The sequence below is a fragment of the Micromonospora sp. CNZ297 genome (assembly GCF_007827625.1).
This window is the reverse complement of record NZ_VISU01000008.1, coordinates 222005-239625: the sequence shown is the minus strand read 5'-3', so window position 1 is coordinate 239625 and position 17621 is coordinate 222005. Positions and strand designations below refer to the sequence as shown.

The window sequence follows — 17621 nt, the reverse complement described above, 5'->3', positions numbered from 1 at the left end:
TAAGACGCGAGGCGTTAAGAAGGGGCCCTTCCTTACCCGTCAGCCGTTGGTGGCGACGTCCTCGACCAGGTGCACGAGCGTGCGCACCGGCACGCCGGTGCCGCCCTTGGTCCAGTAACCGGTCGCCTCGCCCGAGTGGTAGCCCGGACCGGCGATGTCGATGTGCGCCCACGCCACGTCGTCGGTCACGAACTCGCGCAGGAACACGCCGCCCTGGAGCATGTGCCCGGCCCGGTCCATCCCGGCGTTGACCTGCGAGATGTCCGCGACGTCCGACTCCATGCCCTTGCGCACGTCGTCGGGCAGCGGCATCGGCCAGGCCGGCTCGCCGGTCGCGTCACCGGCCACCCGCACCCGCTCGCACAGCTCCGGGGTGCCCATCACACCGGCGATCCGCTTGCCCAGCGCGATCACCTGGCCGCCGGTCAGCGTGGAGGTCTCGAACAGGTAGTCCGCGCCGTCCGCGCAGGCCCGCGCCATCGCGTCGGCCAGCACCATCCGGCCCTCGGCGTCGGTGTTGAGCACCTCCACCTTCTTGCCGTTGAACATGCTGATCACGTCGCCCGGCCGGTAGCTGGTGCCCGACGGCATGTTCTCCGCCATCGGCAGGTAGCCGGTGACGGTGACCGACGGCTTGAGCGCCGCGACCGCCAGCATGGCCGCGCCGACCGCCGCCGCGCCGGCCATGTCCGACTTCATCTCCCACATGCCCTGCGCCGGCTTGATCGAGATGCCGCCGGTGTCGAACGTGATGCCCTTGCCGACCAGCGCGACCCGCTTGCCGTTGCCGCCACCGGCGGGCGTGTAGGTGAGCTTCACCAGCCGCGGCGGGGCCTCGGAGCCCTGGCCGACGGCGAGGATGCCGCCGTAGCCGCCGGCCTTCAGCGCCGCCTCGTCCAGCACCTCGACCTCCAGCCCCGCCTCGCGGGCGGCGGCGGAGACGACGTCGGCGAACGCCGGGGGACGCAGCTCGTTCGGGGCGGTGTTGATCCAGTCCCGGCTGGTCCGCACCGCACCGGCCACCGCCTGTGCCCGCGCGATCTCGGCCTGGGCGGTCGCGTCGGCCGCGTCCGGCACCGCCACCAGCACCTCGGCCACCGGCTCGCGCCGGGCCGGCTGCGGCTTGGTCTTGTAGCCGGCGAACCGGTAGCCGCCCAGCAGCGCGCCCTCGGCGACCGCGCGCAGCGCGGCCGGGGCGTCGGCGTCGTCGGGCAGAGGCAGGGCCAGGGCGACGCGCGGGGCACCGGCCAGCGCCCGCACCGCGGCACCGGCGGCCCGGCGCAGCGACTCCGGGGCCGGAGCGGCGCCCGAGGGCTCCGGGCCGAGGCCGACCGCCACGACCAGCGGCGCGGTCACGGTACCCAGCGTGGCCAGCTTGATCACCTCGCCCGGGCCACCGGTCGCGCCGAGCAGGGCCAGCGTCTCGGTCAGCTTTCCGTCGAACGCGGCGGCGATGCTCTCCCCGCCGGTGGCCAGCAGCAGGGCGTGGGCGGGTGCGCCGTTGCCCGGCTCGGTGGTCTGGCTGTGCACGCCGATCACGATCGCGTCGACGGCGAGTTCGGCGGGGTCGGTGTCGACCAGGCTGAGGGTGGTGCGGGGCGATGTCACGAAAGCTACTCCGGGCGGGCCGGGCCGGCCGCGTCGTCGCGTACCGGCGATGAAGGTCTCTCCGGCGGCAACCTACCCGCCGGGAGGCGTGGCTGTCCCGCCGATGCGTGCCGACGGGATCCCGCCGATGCTAACCACAGCGGTCCGGGCCGGTAAGTTGCCACCCATGACCGAGGTGACCTCCGACGCCGCCGAGACCCGGCTGCGCCGATCCCCGCTGCACGAGCGGCACACCGCGCTCGGCGCGAAGTTCGCCCCCTTCGGGGGCTGGCAGATGCCCCTGGAGTACGCCGGTGGCGGCGTGCTCAAGGAGCACGCGGCCGTCCGCGAGGGCGTCGGCGTGTTCGACGTCTCGCACCTGGGCAAGATCCGGGTCACCGGGCCGGGCGCGGCGGACTTCGTCAACGCCTGCCTCACCAACGACCTCGGCCGGATCACCCCCGGCCAGGCGCAGTACACGCTCTGCTGCGACGACGCCACCGGCGGCGTGGTGGACGACATCATCGCCTACCTGCACGCCGACGACCACGTCTTCCTGGTGCCCAACGCGGCCAACACCGCCGAGGTGGCCCGCCGCCTGCGCGCCGCCGCGCCCGCCGGCGTCACAGTCACCGACGAACACGAGGCGTACGCGGTGCTCGCCGTGCAGGGACCGCGCTCGGCTGAGCTGCTGGGCGCGCTCGGCCTGCCCACCGGGCACGACTACATGAGCTTCTCCACAGCCACGCTCGACGGGGTGGAGCTGACCGTGTGCCGCACCGGCTACACCGGCGAGCTGGGCTACGAGCTGGTCGTGGCGTCCGAGCACGCGGTCGCCGTCTGGGACGCGCTCTTCGCCGCCGCAGACGACGTACGCGCCTGCGGCCTGGCCGCCCGGGACACGCTGCGCACCGAGATGGGCTACCCGCTGCACGGGCAGGACCTGTCCCCGGAGATCACCCCGGTGCAGGGCCGCTCCGGCTGGGCGGTCGGCTGGGACAAGCCGGCGTTCTGGGGCCGCGACGCGCTGCGCGCCGAGAAGGCCGCCGGCCCGGCCCGTACGCTGCGCGGCCTCACCGCCGTCGACCGGGCCATCCCGCGCCCCGGGATGGCCGTGTACGCGGGCGACCGGCAGGTCGGCACCGTCACCAGCGGCACGTTCAGCCCGACGCTCAAGCACGGCGTCGCGCTGGCGCTGGTCGACACCGACCCGAAGCTGGCCGACGGCGACGAGCTGGAGGTGGACATCCGGGGCCGCCGTGCCCGGATGCGCCTGACCAGGCCGCCGTTCGTCAAGCCCTCGGTGCGCTGAACCGCGCGGGTCAGTCCTCGCCGCGCTCCCCGGCGTCGAGGACTGCCTGCGTCCAGCCGCCCTCCAGTACGCCGGTGCCGTCCAGCACGGCCCAGTCGACCACGTCCGACGCCTCCACCACCACCGGCGAGCCGATCCGCACGCCCGGGTCGGTGTTGGCGTCGCTGGCGCTGGCGCCGACGATCCGTTCCGGGGTGTCCCACGAGGTCACCCCGGCCCAGACGTACTCGGGGCCGTCGTCGCCGGGCAGGCCGTACTTGACCACGAGCTGGCTCTCCTCGGGCAGCCGCCCGGCCAGGAACCGGGCCCGGATGTCGACCAGCGCCTCCCGGGCGGTCTCCACCGCGCGGCTCATCGCGTCCCCGGTGCGGGTGTAGCGCACGTCCGGCTGGATGCCGTTGAACAGCGTCGCGCAGGCGGCGGCGAAGTAGCGGCCGGGCGGACCCGGATGCCCGGGCGGCGGGTTGAGGCTCAGGAACGAGTCGGCGTCCGGGTCGGTGGCCGGGTCCAGCTCCAGCCGCAGCAGCACCGGCGCGGTCGCGCCGTGCTGCTCCGGATTGCCGTACGCCACGGCGATGTCGTGCCCGGTCACCGTGGCCAGCACCGGAAGCTGCACGAACGCCGGCACCTCCTCCCCGGCGAGCCCGTCGGTCCAGTCCCGCAGCAGCCGCCGGGCCGCGCCCGTCATCACCGCGCCCCACGCCCGGGTCAGGTGGTCCGGTACGCCCTGCGCCTGCAACTCCAGCAGCCCGAACCGGCGCAGTCCCTTGGTGGTGAACCACAGCCCGTCGGAATCCGAGGAGTAGGGCACCAGCACCCAGTCGACGAGCCGGATCCGGCCCTGCTCGTCGGGCAGCGAGCGCAGCGCCGCCGCCGGGTCGAGGAACTGGAGCCCGAAGACGTCCACCACGTCCCCGCCGACCGTCTCGGCCACCGCCGCGGCCACGGCGCGGGCGGCCCACTCGTGCGCGGGCGGCCAGCCCGGCCGGTACTCGGCCTGCACCACCACGAGGTGGGTGGCGGCGGCCAGCCGGGCCAGCTGCTCCTCGGTGGCGCCGAACGCGGTGAGCAGGTCCGGCGGCAGCTCGGGGAACTCGTCCACGGTGCGGGTGTCCACGGTCATCAGCGGACTGTCGAGCATCTGCTTGGCCAGCCCGTGCACCGGCTCGGAGAGCCGGCCGGCCAGCCCTTCCACGGCTGTCTTCGGGCTCACCTTGGGCAGCCCGGTGATCGGCACCAGATAGGTCGCGTCGAGCGACTCGGGCACCGGTACCGGCAGGAAGTCGTCCGTGATGAGCATGCCGTCCCCCTCGACCGCGCCGGTGCACTCGCCCCGAACGCTACCCGCCCGGACCGGTGGCGCTCAGCCGGTCAGCACCAGTCCCAGGTAGGACAGCGTGGTGACGATCTCCACGAGCGCTCCGAGCACGTCGCCGGTGATGCCGCCGAAGCGGCGTACCAGGTGCCGCAGCAGCCCGGCCGCGACGGCGAGCGCGCCGAGGACGGCGAGCGGCCCCTGCCACGGATGGTCCGGCACCGCGGGCACCGCCGCCAGCGCGACGGCGACCGCGCCGACCGCCGGCGCGCCCCACCCGACAGTGCCGGCGACGAGCGCGCCCAGCCCTTCCGGCCGGGCCGCCGGCACGCCGCGCCGGCAGGCCAGGCCGACGGCCAGCCGCCCGGCCGCGGTGGCCGCGACCACGGCGGCGAACGCGGCGAGCGCGTCCCGGCCGGCCAGCTCCGCGAGCACCGCGCTCTGGAGCAGGAGTACGACCACGAGCGCGACCACCCCGAACGGGCCGACGTCCGGCTGCTTCATGATCTCCAGCGCGGCCGGACCGCGCCGGTACGAGCCGAGCGCGTCGACGGTGTCGGCCAGCCCGTCCAGGTGCAGGCCCCGGGTGAGCAGCGCGCCCAGCCCCACTGTGACCACCGCGGCGACGAGCGGTGGCGCGAGCGCGCCGGTGAGCAGCAGCACCCCACCGAGTACGGCGCCGAGCAGCGCCCCGACCAGCGGCGCGAGCGCCATCGCGATGCCCGCGGCGGCCCGGTCGACCCGTCCGGCGCGTACCGGGAGGGTGGTGAACGTGGTGAGCGCCAGCCGGATGCCGTCGGCGAGCCGCGCCTCAGTCGGCACGTCGGCCGGGGGAGACCGGCTCGTCCGACCCGATCGTGGTCGGTCCCGGCCCGGCCGGCTCCGGCTCGGCGAAGTCCGGTTCGTCGTCGCCGGTGGGCTCGCCGGTGCCGGTGCCGGTGCGGTCGCCGGCGGTGTCGTCGGTGCCGCTGTCGTCGTCGGTGCCGCTGTGGTCGGGGCCGCCCAGCGACGGGTGCACCGGCAGCGTGGCGGCGAGCGTCAACGCGGAGCGCAGCAGCGGCAGCGCGGCCAGCGCGGTCGCCCCCTCGCCCAGGTCGAGCCGCAGGTCCACCAGCGGGGTCAGACCGAGCACGTCGGCGGCGAGCCGTACACCCGGACGGCCGCCGTGGTCGGGCAGCAGGCACCAGTGCCGGGCCTGCCCGGCCAGGTCGCGGCTGACCATGGCGGCGGCGGTGCCGACCGGCCCGTCCAGCAGCACCGGCACCTTGCGGGCGGTGGCGCCCAGCAGTACGCCGGTGGCCAGCGCGATGTCGCCGCCGCCCAGCTCGGCCAGGACGTCCTTGGCCTCCCGGGCGGAGCGCCGGGTGCGGTGCAGCGCGTCCCGCACCGCCGCGCAGCGGACCATCCAGGCGGTGTCGTCGATCTCGCCCTGCTCGGTGACCACCCGGCCGAGCACCATCGGCGGCTCCGCGCCCGCGGTGGCCGCGAGCACCGCTGCGGCGGCGGCCTCGCCCCCCGCACCACACGCGGCGAGCACCAGCAGCTGCACCCCCGCGTCGGCCGCCTGCTCGGCGAGCCGCCAGCCGTAGCGCAGCGCCGCCTCGACCTCGTCGGCGGACAGGGCCGGGCCGTCCTCCATCGGCGCCGCGACGGGCGCCTCGACGATCTGCAGGCCGGCCCGGTTCTCGGCGGCGAGCCGGGCCAGTGCGCCCCGGCCGGCGCGGGCCTGCCGGGCGCGGCGCGCCGACTCACCGGGCGTCGCGCCGGCCGACGCGCCGCCCTCGTGGTCGCCCTGGATCAGCAGGACGCGCACCGAGTCCCACGGACGCGGCGTCGAGGTGCCCTGGGTGGCGGCGGCGAAGCCGACCACCTGTTCCAGCACGCCGAGACCGGCACCGGCGATGTCGAGGGTGGCGAGCCGGTCGACCGCCTGCGGCCCGGTGTAGTCGTCGGGCATCGGCAGTTCCATGCCCGGCTGGATGACCAGACCGGTGGCGATCATCGGCAGCGCCATGGTGGGGGCGGCCCAGTCGCCCGTGCCGGGCTCGTCGGATGTGGCCGGGGCGGGCACCGGGGCGGCGGCCGGGGTGAGCACCTCGGGCAGCGTCACGTCCCCGGCGCCGAGGTCGGCCGGTACGGCCTGGGCCGCCGCGTGATGGGGCGCGGCGGCGCGGCCGGGCTCGGTCTCGGGCGACGTGGCCGCGGGCGGCACGGCGTGCGCGGGGGCCGAAGTGGCCGGCTTCAGCCACGCCGTCTGACCGGCCACCACGAGCGCGACCGCGTCGCAGGCGTCGGCGACCGCGCGGTTGGTCGCGCCGAGCGCGTCGGTGAACGCCCGGCCCAGGGGCGTGGTGGGCACCAGGGACAGGCCCACCTCGGGGCTCACCAGCACCAGCCGGGCCGTGCTGGAGCGCACCGCCGCTGCCAGCTCGGCGATCGTCGCGGTGTCGTCGGCCGGCTGGTGGGCCGGGTCGAGCAGCACCGTCACCCAGCCGCCCAGGTCGTCCACGAGAAGCGTCTCGTTCGGCCCGGCGGCGGCGATCACCTCGACCAGCTGGCCCGGATCCGCCGCGGTCTCCTCGGTGCTCCAGCTCCCCGGGCGGCGGGCGCGGTGCGCCGCGAGGCGGGTCGCCCACTCGGTGTCCTCCGGATCCCCGGCCGGGGCGGTGGCCACGTACCGGACCGTGGGCGCGTCGGCGACCAGAGACTCGGCGAACTCGGACTTGCCGGAGCGGATACCGCCGAGCACCAGGAGGGTGTGCCACCCGTCAACGGACATGCCCGTACCTTAGTTCGCCCGCCCGCGTTCCGGGCAGCTCGCCCCTCCCCGCCCGCGCCCCGCCCTCTCGCGGCGCTGATCTTGCACTTGTGGCCCCCAGGATGCCGGGAATGACCGCTCTGTCGGGGCACTAACCGCAAGATCGCGGGTGCGGCCCGGCGGTGGGGGTGGGCATGATCCATGTGGTGGCGGGCCGTCGTCGGCGGGGCCGACTAGGCTTGCGGAGGTTTGGCGTCCCACGGGACGACGGCGGCGAGGGGAGACGCGGCATGGCGTGGAGCTGGCGGTACGAGGGCACGAACGGCGACGCGGCCGACGGGCCGGCCGAGTCGTTCCCGAGCCAGGCGGACGCCGAGTCGTGGATCGGCCAGGCCTGGCGGGAGCTCGCGGCATCCGGCGTCACCACAGTCGTGCTGGTCGAGGACGACCGGGTGGACTACCGGATGAGCCTGCAACCCCCGGCCGAATGACGGGCTACGACCGCCCGGGCGAGCCGCTGATCCTCGGCGTGCCCCGGGCGGCGTTCCGGCCCAGCCCGATCTTCCTGGCCCTGGTGGCACTCTTCGTCGCCTCCGGGGTGATGACCTGGAACCGGTACGGCAACGTCGGCTTCGACGTGTTCCTCTTCGTCGTCTCGGGCTGGCTGGTCTCGCTGTGCCTGCACGAGTACGCGCACGCCGTGGTCGCGTACCGGTCCGGTGACCGGGACATCGCGCACCGCGGCTATCTCACGCTCAACCCGCTGAAGTACACCAGCCCGCTGCTGTCGATCGTGCTGCCGGTGGTCGTGGTGCTGCTCGGCGGCATCGGCCTGCCCGGCGGCGCGGTCTGGGTGGACCGGCACGCGATCCCCGGCCGGCTGCGGCACACGCTGGTCAGCCTGGCCGGGCCGGCGACGAACGTGCTGTTCACGCTGGTGCTGGTCGCGGCGGTGGCGTGGGGGCCGGAACTGGGCGGGCCGCTGGAGTTCTGGGCCGGCGTCGGGCTGCTCGCGTTCCTCCAGCTCACCGCCAGCGTGCTCAACCTGCTGCCGGTGCCGGGCCTGGACGGCGGCAACATGCTCCAGCCCTGGCTCAGCCCCGCCTACCGGCGGATGTACGACCTGTTCGCCCCGTACGGCTTCATTCTGCTCTTCGCGCTGCTGTGGAGCCCGCAGATCAACCGGGTGTTCTTCGGCGCGGTCTTCGCCGTCGGCGACGCGCTCGGCCTGCCGCGCGAGCTGTACCAGATCGGCTACGCCCTGATCCGCTTCTGGGAGTAGCCGGCCCGGTCGTTCCCGGGCCGGTCCGAGCCGGCCCGGGAACGACGCGACGTCACGGGCGCTGAGCCGGGCTCTCGGTCTTCGCCGGATCCCGCTCGGTGACCGGCTCGACGATCTCGTCGATCGCCTTGAGCAGGTCGGCGTCGAGCTTCACGCCCGCCGCCTTCACGTTGTCGTGCACCTGCTCCGGCCGGGACGCGCCGACGATCGCCGAGGAGACGTTCGGGTTCTGGAGCACCCAGGCGACGGCGAGCTGCGGCATGGTCAGCCCGGCCTGCTCGGCCAGCGGCTTGAGCCGCTGCACGCGGGTGAGCACGTCGTCGGTCATGAACCGGGCGATGAACCCGGCGCCGGACTTCTCGTCGGTGGCGCGGGAGCCCGCGGGCGGCGGCTGGCCCGGCAGGTACTTGCCGGACAGCACACCCTGGGCCATCGGCGACCAGACGATCTGGCCGATGCCCAGCTCCTCGCTGGTGGGGATCACCTCGGTCTCGATGACCCGCCACAGCATCGAGTACTGCGGCTGGTTCGAGATCAGCGGGATGCGCAGCTCACGGGCGAGCGTGTGCGCCTCGCGCAGCTGGGACGCCTTCCACTCGGAGACGCCGATGTAGTGCGCCTTGCCGGAGCGTACGACGTCGGCGAAGGCCTCCATCGTCTCCTCCAGCGGAGTGCTGTAGTCGTAGCGGTGGGCCTGGTACAGGTCCACGTGGTCGGTCTGGAGGCGGCGCAGCGAGCCGTCGATCGACTCCATGATGTGCTTGCGGGACAGACCCCTGTCGTTGCGACCGGGGCCGGTCGGCCAGTAGACCTTCGTGAAGATCTCCAGCCCTTCGCGACGCTCGCCCTTGAGCGCGCGGCCGAGCACCGACTCGGCGCGGGTGCCCGCGTACACGTCGGCGGTGTCGAAGGTGGTGATGCCGCTGTCGATCGCGGCGCGGACGCACGCGACCGCCGCGTCCTCCTCGACCTGCGAGCCGTGGGTGATCCAGTTGCCGTACGAGATCTCGCTGACCATCAGGCCGGAGCGGCCCAGGTGACGGAATTCCATGCTCCCGACCCTAGACCTGCCCGGTCGCGGACGCCGTCCGGCGTTCACGCCCCCAGCAGCGCGTCGCGCATCCGGACGGCGAGCCACTGCCGGAAACTCTCCTCCGTCCACCCGCACCGCTGCACCAGCGCCGCGTAGTGCGCCGGGTCGTTGTAGAACCACAGCGCGTCGACCGCGCGGTCGGTGCCCGCGTCCGGCCGGAGCGGGCCGTCCAGGGTGAGCAGCCGGTCGACCACCATGGCGGCGCCCGCGCGGCGGTTGCGCAGCAGCGTCTCCCACAGTTCGGCCACCTCGGGCGCCTCGTCCGCCGCGCGGCGGACCGTCTCGAAGGCGCCGGCCGCGCGGTGGCCGATCAGCGTGCAGACCCCGGCGTACGCGTCGAGCACCGCGCCCTGGTCGGACGCCTCCCAGACCGGCTGGAACCAGGGGCGGCGCGCCACCGGCACCGGCTCGTCGTCACCGGCGAGCGCCTCGTCGAGCACCTGGCGCAGCAGGGCGGCCTTGGAGCCGAATGCGGCGAACACGGTGGGCCGGGCGACGCCCGCCTCGGCGGCCACGTCGGCCAGTGACGTCGCCGCGTAGCCGCGCGTCACGAACAGGTCGGTCGCCGCCCGCACGACCGCCTGACGGGTACGCCGGGCGCTCTCCTCGCGCACCGCCGAGCGGTAGGGGCGCGTCGACTTGCCGTCCTTGACTCCAGCCATGACCTCGCGATACTAACAATCGATTCACTAGACTCCTGGCTATCGAATGTTCTCGCATTCACTGAAATCGGAGGCCACCCATGTCCGTCCGCCCCTACCTGCTCGGCCCCGACGACGGCGAGGCGTACTGGTTCCTCGGCAACCTGTGCACGTTGAAGGCCGGTGGCCGGCACACCCGGGACCGCCTCACCGTCGCCGAGTTCGTGAACCCGCCGGGCTTCGCCCCGCCCCTGCACCGCCATCAGGTCGAGGACGAGATGTTCTACCTGCTCTCCGGCACCGCCCGATTCCACTGCGACGGCGAGACGCTCACCGCCGGTCCCGGTGACTTCGTCCTGCTGCCGGTGGGCCTGGCGCACACGTTCGTGGTCGGCCCGGACGAGCCGTTGCGCGCGCTCCAGATCACCACCCCGGCCGGGTTCGAACGGTTCGCCGCGGAAGCAGGCGTACCGGCTCCGCAGCGCCGGCTGCCCGACCCTGCGCCGATCGACCCGGCAGCGCTCGGGCACGCCGCAGCCCGCAACGGCATCGAACTGCTGGGCCCTCCGCCGACGGCGTGAGCGGCCGACCCGGGGTCGCCGGGGCTGCCAGACGCTGACGGGCCGGGTCCGCCGCTCGAGGTGGCGTGCCGGGCGCGGGTCAGAGCACCGGGCTGGCGTCGGCGAGCAGCCGGTCGATCTCCGCGACCACCGCCGCGCGCCCCGGATGCACCGGGTCGATGAGCGGCTCGCCGCGCCGGTCCAGCGCGCCCCACCGGCCCGACTCGGTGGCGACCAGGAACGCCACCGGATGCACCACCACCGTCGGGTACGCCGGTGGCACCACCACCCGGCCGGCCCGGTCCACCACGCCCCGACGACCGGCCAGCTCGACCACCGCCAGTCCGTCGGCGGTGAACCCGTCGACCTCGCGACCGTCCGCGAGCGGCGTGCCGAGACGGTGGTACCGGGTCGGCACCACCACCTCGCCGGTCAGGTCCACCGCGCCCCAGCCGCCGTTCTGCCGTACCGCCGCCAGGCCGCTGCGGAACGGCCTGGCCTCCTCGTACCCGGGCGGGATCTTCACGATGTTCATCCGGTCGACGGCCATCCACCGGCCCTTGCCGTCCATCGACACCCAGGACAGCCCTTCCGAGAAGGGCACCACCGCCCGGTAGCCGTTGTTCGCCTCGATCAGCGCCGCGCCGGACGTGTCGATGAGCGCCCACCGGGACGCCTCCGGCCGGCGTACCCAGGCCAGACCCTCGTGGAACGGCTGCGCCTCGGCGTACCGGTGCGCGATGACCATCTCGCCGTCGGCGTCCGCGTACCCCCAGAGCTGTTGCTCCTCGTCGAACGTCGCCACCGGCGGACGCGGCGTGCCGAGCACCTCCTCGGGCCGGCGCGGCGCGGGCCCGAAGCCGTCGGCGGCGGCCCGCTCCGCGACCGCGTCCAGCGCGACCTCGACCCGGGCGTTGAGCTGCGCGTCCTCGCCGTGACGCAGGTCCAGCGCCCGCTCGAAGTGCAGGCACGCCTCGGTCAGCCGGCCCTGGTCGTAGCAGCACCGCCCGGCGTGCTCGTGCAGCAGCGCACGCAGCCGGTCCGGCAGCTCCGGCGAGTTCGCCTCCGCGAAGAGCCGGTCCGCCTCCGCGTGGTCACCCCGCCACCGCAGCGCCTCGGCGAGGCGCGCGCGGGCCAGCGCGGTCCGCCGGAACTCGCCGGTGGCCTCCGCGTACGTGACGGCGAGCCGCGCGTCCCCGAGCGCGTCGTCCAGGTCACCGAGGACCCGGGACGCCACCGCGCGCAGGCTGAGCAGCCGGGCCCGGCTGCGGTTGTCGAGCGTGGTGTCGAGCTTGCCGGTGAGCCCGTCCCGGATGACCCGCAACTGGGCCGGGTCGGGGGCCTGCTCGCGCAGCGTACGCGGATCCAGCTCCCAGCCGACCGCGGCGAGGGCCTGCTCCGGGTCGACAGGAGGCGGCGGCTCGGCGTCCGCCGCAGGTCCGGCGCCGTCGTCGGTTCCGGCTTCTTCGGGGGTACGCCGATCCTGCGCGTCGTCGGCGTCGGCGTGCTCGGTGCTGTTGGTGTGCTCGGCGCCGCCGGCGTGGTCGGCGTCGTGTTCGGTGCTTGTCGGGGTCGGTTCGGCGTCGTCGGCCTGCGTCTGTTGCGCGGGTGCGGCAACGGTGGCGTCCGTATCAGCGGCCGTGTCGACCGGCTCCGGGGTGGACGGTGCGGGCGCGGAGTGGCCGGTGCCGTCGGCCGCCGCTGGTCCCTGGGCTGTGCCGTCGGCGGTGGTCTCGCGCGTCGTCTCGTCGGCAGTGCTCTCCGGTGCCGCGTCGTCCTGCCGGGTCTCGGTGGTGCCGGAGGCGGCGACATCGTTCGGAGTGCGCTCCGGCGCAGGGCTGAGCCGCTCGGGTGCGGCAGCCATCGCGCCGTGCGGCTCGGGCTCGGCGCGCGGACCGTCGGGTACGGGAACGCTGGTGTCCGCCGTCGTCGGCTCGGCCGGCGGCGGGGTGATCGGCGCGTGCACGGGTACGGCCGGTGAGTCGGCGGTCGTTGCGGCATCGACCGATGCGCCGACGGTCGACGCGTCCACGGCGGAGGCGGTGACGATAGGTGCCGGTGCCGGTGCCGGTGCCGGTGCCAATGCAGGTGCCGGTGCCGGTGCAGGTGCCGGCGCCGGTTCAGGTGCGGGTGCCTGCGCCAGTTCGGGTGTCGGCGGTGCGTCGAGGGTGCCTGCGGGTTCGCTGGTGCTGGTGGATGCGGGTGCGTTCGCATCGGCAGTGGACGCCGGTGCTGGACCGCCGCTCGAACCGGGCACGGCGAGCACGGCAGCGCCTGGCGGCACCGCGGCATCGAGTTCCGGCGCCTTCCTCGCGTCCGCTGCGTTCGTCTCCACTGTGGTCGTTGCGGCTTCCGGCCCCTTCGCCGCCGATTCCGAAGCCTCCGCCACCGCTGGAGACCCGTCGTCAACGGTCGGGTGCGTGCCCAGCGTTGGCGCGCCGAGGGATGCCGTCGACGTCTCGACGGACGGCACCCCACTGCGCTCGCCACCCGACGGTGCGATCGAGTCCTGGCCGGGTAGAGATCTTGGTACGAAAGGGCCCCCAGAGGGGCCGAAATCGTCCAAGATCTCCGGCGGTTTCGGGGCTTCCGCGGGCTGGTTCGGGCGGAACCACGCCTCGGCGCCGGGGGACGGTGGAGGTGTCTTCTCCGCCGGTCGGCCGTTCTCCGACGGCATGTCGCTCCGGTCAGAGGGAGTGCCGGCTCCGAGGCGGTCCGTGCCCTGTGTGGGCCGGGTGTCCGCGTCGGCTTCCGGACGGACGAGGTCCGCCCCGGACACAGATTGGACGTCCACTCCGGCATCGGGCCGGCTTCCGTCCGAGCGGGACTCGGGCCGTATGCCTGCGTCGGCTCCCCGGCCGCCCTCCTCTGCTGGGACGTCCACATCGGCCTGCGGCCGGCCGGTGGTCGGCGTGGCGTGGGTGGCGGTCCGGGACGTCGTCCCGGCGTGCGCGTCGACCACCGGACGGTCGACCACCGGATGGTCGGCGTCCGTGCTCGGCGTGATCGGGGTGCCGGGCGTGGTCCGGGGACGCGGGTCGGCTACGGGGCGATCGGCGTCCGCGCCCGGGACCGCACGGGTGCTCGTGCCGGGCGTCGCTCCGGAGTACGCGCCGGATCCGGGACCGTTGGTGCCCGCGCCCGCGCCCGTGGTGCCGGTGCCGGTGCCGGTGCCCGTGCCCGTGCCCGTGCCCGTATCCGTGCCCGTGCCCGTATCCGTGCCCGTGCCCGTATTCGTGCCCGTGCCCGGCGCGGGTCGGATGCCTACTTCGGGGGTCGCTCCGGCGTCGGCTTCGAGACGGTTGGCGTCCGTGTGCGGAGCGGGACGGCTGCCCGTGCCGGTCGTGGGCCGAGCCGCCTGTGCTTCCGGGCTGGCAGGGCCCATCGCCGGGACGACCGGTGGTGGCGTGGTCGGCCGGGCCGGGGCAGGGCCCGGATAGGTGGGCGGCGCGGGACGAGCCGGCGCGGCCTCGGTCGGCTGGACGGGACCGGCCGAAGGAAGCTCTTGACGTTCCTCGGTCCGCCCATGCGGCGGCGTGGGGTGGACGGGCTCCGCTCGTCCCGTGCCGGTCGGAGCCTGCGCATCGCCTCTGGGCGTGCCGACAGCCGGCGCAGGGGGAGTGACCCCGCCGGAGACCGGTGCGCCGGAAACGGGCGCACCCGAGGCGGGCGCACCCGAGACGGACGCACCGGGCTCGTCTCGGACGGGAACGGCCGGTGCGGAAGCACCGTCGACGACGCGTCGGCCGGGCTCGGTCACCGGCGGACGGGTCGCCTCGTACCGACCCGGCGCCGGCATCCGGTGCTGCTCGTCCGTACCAGCTGGTGGCACGGGCCGCAGCGGGGCCTGGCCGGTCGACGGCGAGCCGTCACCGGAGTGCGCGGGCGTGCGCGGTGTCGACAGCGGATCCGGCACCGCCGGAACAGGGCGGGGACGGTCGTCGGGGCGCGGGTGCCCGGCCGACCCGGCCGGGGCCGTGCTCCTGCCCTCGGCGCCGCGGACCGGATGAGCATCGGGCCATCGCCCAGGCCGCGTCGTCCCCGGTGCGTCCGGCGGCGTCCGGCGCTCGTCCGGCCGCGCCGTCCGGGAATCGTCGGAACGCGCGGCGACCTCGTCCGGCCGGCGACGGTCCTGCTCCGGCTGCGCTCGACCGGCTTCCGGGCGCGTCGGGGCGGCGTCGGGGCGCGTCGGGGCGATGGGCGGCCGGGTGGCGTGGGGACGCGGACCGGTGCCGTCGGGCTGCGCGCCCGGACCGGCGGGCCGAGCGTCGCGTGGGTCCGGACGGACGGGACCGTCCTGCTCGGGACGGCGCGCGTCGGGGCGTGGACCGTCGGGGGGCGGCATCGGGTGCCGGGGCGGCATCGGCCGGTCCACGGGTGGGCGGTGCCGGTCGTCCGGCCGGTACGCGTCGGGTTCCGGCCGGGGGCGGGGCTCGATGACGGGCCACTCGCCCTGGTGCGGGCGGGGACGGTCGGCCGGCGGGCGCTGCCAACGCTGGTCGGCGTCCGGCCGCGCGGGGGCGGAGGCTTGCGGGTCAGCCGGACGGTGCCCCTGCGCGCCGTACCGGCCGGGTTCGCCCTGCTGCGCGGGCCGCCCGTTCTCGGGTGCCCGGCGCTGGGTCTCGGGGTAGGCGGCGGCCTCGCGGCCCGGCGCACGATCGTCCCATCGGCCACCGGCCGGGTCGCGCCGGTCCGCCGGGGGACGTGGGCCGGGCTCGCGCCAGCTGTCACGCCCGGGCTCACGCCGGCCGTCGTGGCCCGAACCGGCCCGACCGGGTTCACGCCGGCCGTCGTGGCCCGGCTCGCTCCAGCCTGGTTCGCGCCGACCGTCGCGGCCGGGCTCGGCCCGGCCTGGCTCACGTCGGCCCGGCTCGCCCCGGCCGGCAGTGCTCCGCTCCGACGGCGGCACGGCCTGGTCACGCCCGTCGACGCCGGGACCGCGCCGACCACGGGCCGGATCGTCCGGTGACGGCTCCACGAAGGGGCCGCGACGACCATCGGGCAGGGGTTCGCGGCGTCCGCCGGGGGAGTGGTCCTGGCGAGCGTCGGGTGGCGTGCCCCATCGTTCACCGGAAGCCGCCGGACGACCGTCGGCCGGGGCGTGCCTGCGCGGAGCGGGGTGCGGGGTCTCGTTCGGCTCCGGCATCCAGCCCGGTTGGACGGCCTGGCGCGGCGGGCCGTCGGGGCGTACCCAGCGTTGGTCGAGCCGCTCCGGAGGCGGACCGGGGCGGTGGGGCCGACGGCCGTCCGCGCCGGGGCCGTCGGGATGCCCGCGCCGCTCGTCCGGCCCCGCGGGGCGCTGTCCGCCGGAACTGGCGGAACCGATCGGGTACGCCCCGCGCGAGGCGGCCGGCCCGTCCAGGTACGTGCCGCGTGGTCCTGCCGGCCCGTCGGAGTGCCCGCCGCGCGGCCCTGCCGGTCCGCCCGGATGCACGCCGCGTGGCGCTGGCGTGTTCGAGTGCCCGCCGCGTGGCCCTGGCGGTCCGTCCGGACGCCCGCCGCGTGGGTCTGCCGTTCCGTCCGGATGCGCGCCGCGTGGCCCGGCGGGGCTGGTCGGGTGCACCCCGGGCGGGGCCGCGGGACTGATCGGGTACCCAACGCGCGGGACCGCCGGGCTGATCGGGCATGCGCCGTGCGGACCGGCCGGGCTGACCGGGTAGGTGCCGTGCGGACCGGCCGGACTGGTCGGGTATGTGCCGTGCGGGCCGGCCGGACTGACGGGCTCACCGCCGCGCGGGCCGGCCGGGCTGACCGGATGACCGCCGGCCGGACTGACCGGGTAGGCGTCGCGTGGACCGGCCGGACCCGCCGGGTGTCCGCCCTCGTGCCCGGGGGGCCGGGAACCGGCGGGGCTCACCGGGTACGTGTCCTCGTCCGGCGCGGGGCTGACCGGCCGTACCTCGGCGCGGCCGACAACGGGGCGCGGACGCGGCGTCAGGTTCTCGATGCCGATGTCACCCGGGTAGCGCTGCCCGGGGAACTGCGGCTGCCACTCGTGGGTTGGCTCGGCGGCCCAGGCCGGTTCGGCCGGCTCGCGCCAGCTGCCCCAGCCACTCATCGGCAACCCCTCCGGCCGCTCGCGCGGGACGGCCCCGGGGCCGGCTCGCGTCGCTCGCTCACGGCGGTGTCACCTCATTGGAAATTCTCGCGCTGGGGCGCCGGACGTGCCGGTACAGTCGCCCGGTCCAGCACGTCGTGGCTGCGGAAGGAGGGTAACGGCGTGGGCTCGGTCACCGCCACTGTGGCACCACCCACCGGCGCACACGTTACCCCATGGTTTCGGACATTCGGCGCGATCGCGGCGGCCGGGTTCCGGCGGCACGCGACCTACCGGCAGGCCGCCGTGGCGGGGTTGTGCACCAACACCGTGTTCGGCTTCCTGCGCTGCTACATCTTCCTCGCGGCGACGGGTGCGGCGGGCACCGTGGCCGGCTACGACAGGGCGCAGCTCGCCACGTTCGTCTGGGCCGGCCAGGGGCTGCTGGCGGTCATCGCCATCTGGGGCTGGACCGATCTGGCCGACCGGATCCGTACCGGCGAGGTCGCCGCCGACCTGCTGCGGCCGGTGCATCCGGTGACCAGCTACCTCGCCACCGACCTGGGCCGGGCCGGGTTCGCGTCGCTGGCCCGGCTGGTGCCGCCGCTGGTGGTCGGGCCGTTCTTCTTCGCGGTGTACGTGCCCCGGCACTGGGCCACGGTGCCGCTGTTCCTGCTCTCCGCGCTGCTCGCGGTGGTGGTCTGCTTCGGCTGCCGCTACCTGGTCAACGCCACCGCGTACTGGTTGCAGGACGTGCGGGGCCCGATGATCCTGTGGACGCTCGGCTCCGGCGTGCTGGCCGGGCTCTACTTCCCGCTCGGCTTCCTGCCCGGCCCGCTGGAGGCGGTCCTGCGGTACGCCACCCCGTTCCCCAGCATCCTCCAGGTGCCGCTGGACGTGCTCGTCGAGCGGGAGCCGATGGCCACCGGTCTCACCCTGGTCGCGGTGCAGGCCGGCTGGGCGGTGCTGCTGCTGGCGCTGTGCCGGCTGGTGCAGCGTCGCGCCGAGCGCCGCCTGGTGGTCCAGGGTGGCTGAG

Annotated in this window: 13 protein-coding genes; 6 read left to right on the top strand and 7 right to left on the bottom strand. The window is 75.5% G+C overall.

Annotated features, from left to right (window positions below):
• Positions 1-39: 39 nt before the first annotated feature.
• On the bottom strand, positions 40-1608 hold the full coding sequence (locus FB454_RS17250) for a leucyl aminopeptidase (protein WP_114921058.1): 1569 nt from the start codon (positions 1606-1608) through the stop codon (positions 40-42).
• 166 nt (positions 1609-1774) lie between these two features.
• Between FB454_RS17250 and gcvT the strand changes: the two genes are divergently transcribed.
• The gene (gene gcvT / locus FB454_RS17245; RefSeq protein WP_186461610.1) at positions 1775-2899 is read left to right on the top strand and encodes a glycine cleavage system aminomethyltransferase GcvT; all 1125 of its coding nucleotides are present in this window, start codon (positions 1775-1777) and stop codon (positions 2897-2899) included.
• Between the two features lie 10 nt (positions 2900-2909).
• On the opposite strand, the gene FB454_RS17240 is transcribed toward gcvT, so the two are convergent.
• From FB454_RS17240 to FB454_RS17230, 3 genes are all read right to left on the bottom strand, one after another.
• Positions 2910-4199: a DUF2314 domain-containing protein gene (locus FB454_RS17240; RefSeq protein WP_030273056.1), complete on the bottom strand. Its 1290-nt coding sequence runs from the start codon at positions 4197-4199 to the stop codon at positions 2910-2912.
• A 63-nt stretch (positions 4200-4262) separates the two neighbouring features.
• Positions 4263-5036: an adenosylcobinamide-GDP ribazoletransferase gene (cobS, locus tag FB454_RS17235; protein ID WP_145823174.1), complete on the bottom strand. Its 774-nt coding sequence runs from the start codon at positions 5034-5036 to the stop codon at positions 4263-4265.
• Positions 5026-6993 (bottom strand): bifunctional adenosylcobinamide kinase/adenosylcobinamide-phosphate guanylyltransferase, encoded by a 1968-nt coding sequence (locus FB454_RS17230; protein WP_145823173.1) that lies wholly within the window; start codon positions 6991-6993, stop codon positions 5026-5028. The genes cobS and FB454_RS17230 overlap by 11 nt, the downstream gene beginning before the upstream one ends.
• A gap of 269 nt (positions 6994-7262) precedes the next feature.
• Here FB454_RS17230 and FB454_RS17225 point away from each other — a divergent pair, with 269 nt between their 5' ends.
• Together FB454_RS17225 and FB454_RS17220 are read left to right on the top strand one after the other, a co-directional pair.
• Positions 7263-7463 (top strand): hypothetical protein, encoded by a 201-nt coding sequence (locus FB454_RS17225; RefSeq protein ID WP_013287723.1) that lies wholly within the window; start codon positions 7263-7265, stop codon positions 7461-7463.
• Positions 7460-8254: a site-2 protease family protein gene (locus FB454_RS17220; RefSeq protein ID WP_013475714.1), complete on the top strand. Its 795-nt coding sequence runs from the start codon at positions 7460-7462 to the stop codon at positions 8252-8254. The genes FB454_RS17225 and FB454_RS17220 overlap by 4 nt, the downstream gene beginning before the upstream one ends.
• Before the next feature lie 52 nt (positions 8255-8306).
• Here FB454_RS17220 and FB454_RS17215 read toward each other — a convergent pair whose 3' ends face one another.
• Together FB454_RS17215 and FB454_RS17210 are read right to left on the bottom strand one after the other, a co-directional pair.
• Positions 8307-9305, bottom strand: a complete 999-nt coding sequence (locus FB454_RS17215) for an aldo/keto reductase family protein (RefSeq protein WP_030273051.1) — start codon at positions 9303-9305, stop codon at positions 8307-8309.
• A gap of 44 nt (positions 9306-9349) precedes the next feature.
• Positions 9350-10009: a TetR/AcrR family transcriptional regulator gene (locus tag FB454_RS17210; protein ID WP_013287720.1), complete on the bottom strand. Its 660-nt coding sequence runs from the start codon at positions 10007-10009 to the stop codon at positions 9350-9352.
• A gap of 80 nt (positions 10010-10089) precedes the next feature.
• On the opposite strand from FB454_RS17210, the gene FB454_RS17205 reads away from it, so the two are divergent.
• Entirely contained in the window at positions 10090-10569 is a 480-nt protein-coding gene (locus FB454_RS17205) for a cupin domain-containing protein (RefSeq protein WP_145823172.1), read from the top strand.
• A 79-nt stretch (positions 10570-10648) separates the two neighbouring features.
• Here FB454_RS17205 and FB454_RS17200 read toward each other — a convergent pair whose 3' ends face one another.
• Positions 10649-12514, bottom strand: coding sequence for a WG repeat-containing protein (locus tag FB454_RS17200; RefSeq protein WP_145823184.1), 1866 nt, complete (start codon positions 12512-12514; stop codon positions 10649-10651).
• A 2418-nt stretch (positions 12515-14932) separates the two neighbouring features.
• Between FB454_RS17200 and FB454_RS17185 the strand changes: the two genes are divergently transcribed.
• Both FB454_RS17185 and FB454_RS17180 read left to right on the top strand, forming a co-directional pair.
• Entirely contained in the window at positions 14933-15517 is a 585-nt protein-coding gene (locus FB454_RS17185) for a hypothetical protein (RefSeq protein ID WP_145823171.1), read from the top strand.
• 1251 nt (positions 15518-16768) lie between these two features.
• Positions 16769-17620 carry an ABC transporter permease gene (locus FB454_RS17180; RefSeq protein WP_071098274.1) on the top strand — a complete coding sequence of 284 codons (852 nt, stop codon included), beginning with the start codon at positions 16769-16771 and terminating at the stop codon, positions 17618-17620.
• Position 17621 lies beyond the last annotated feature (1 nt).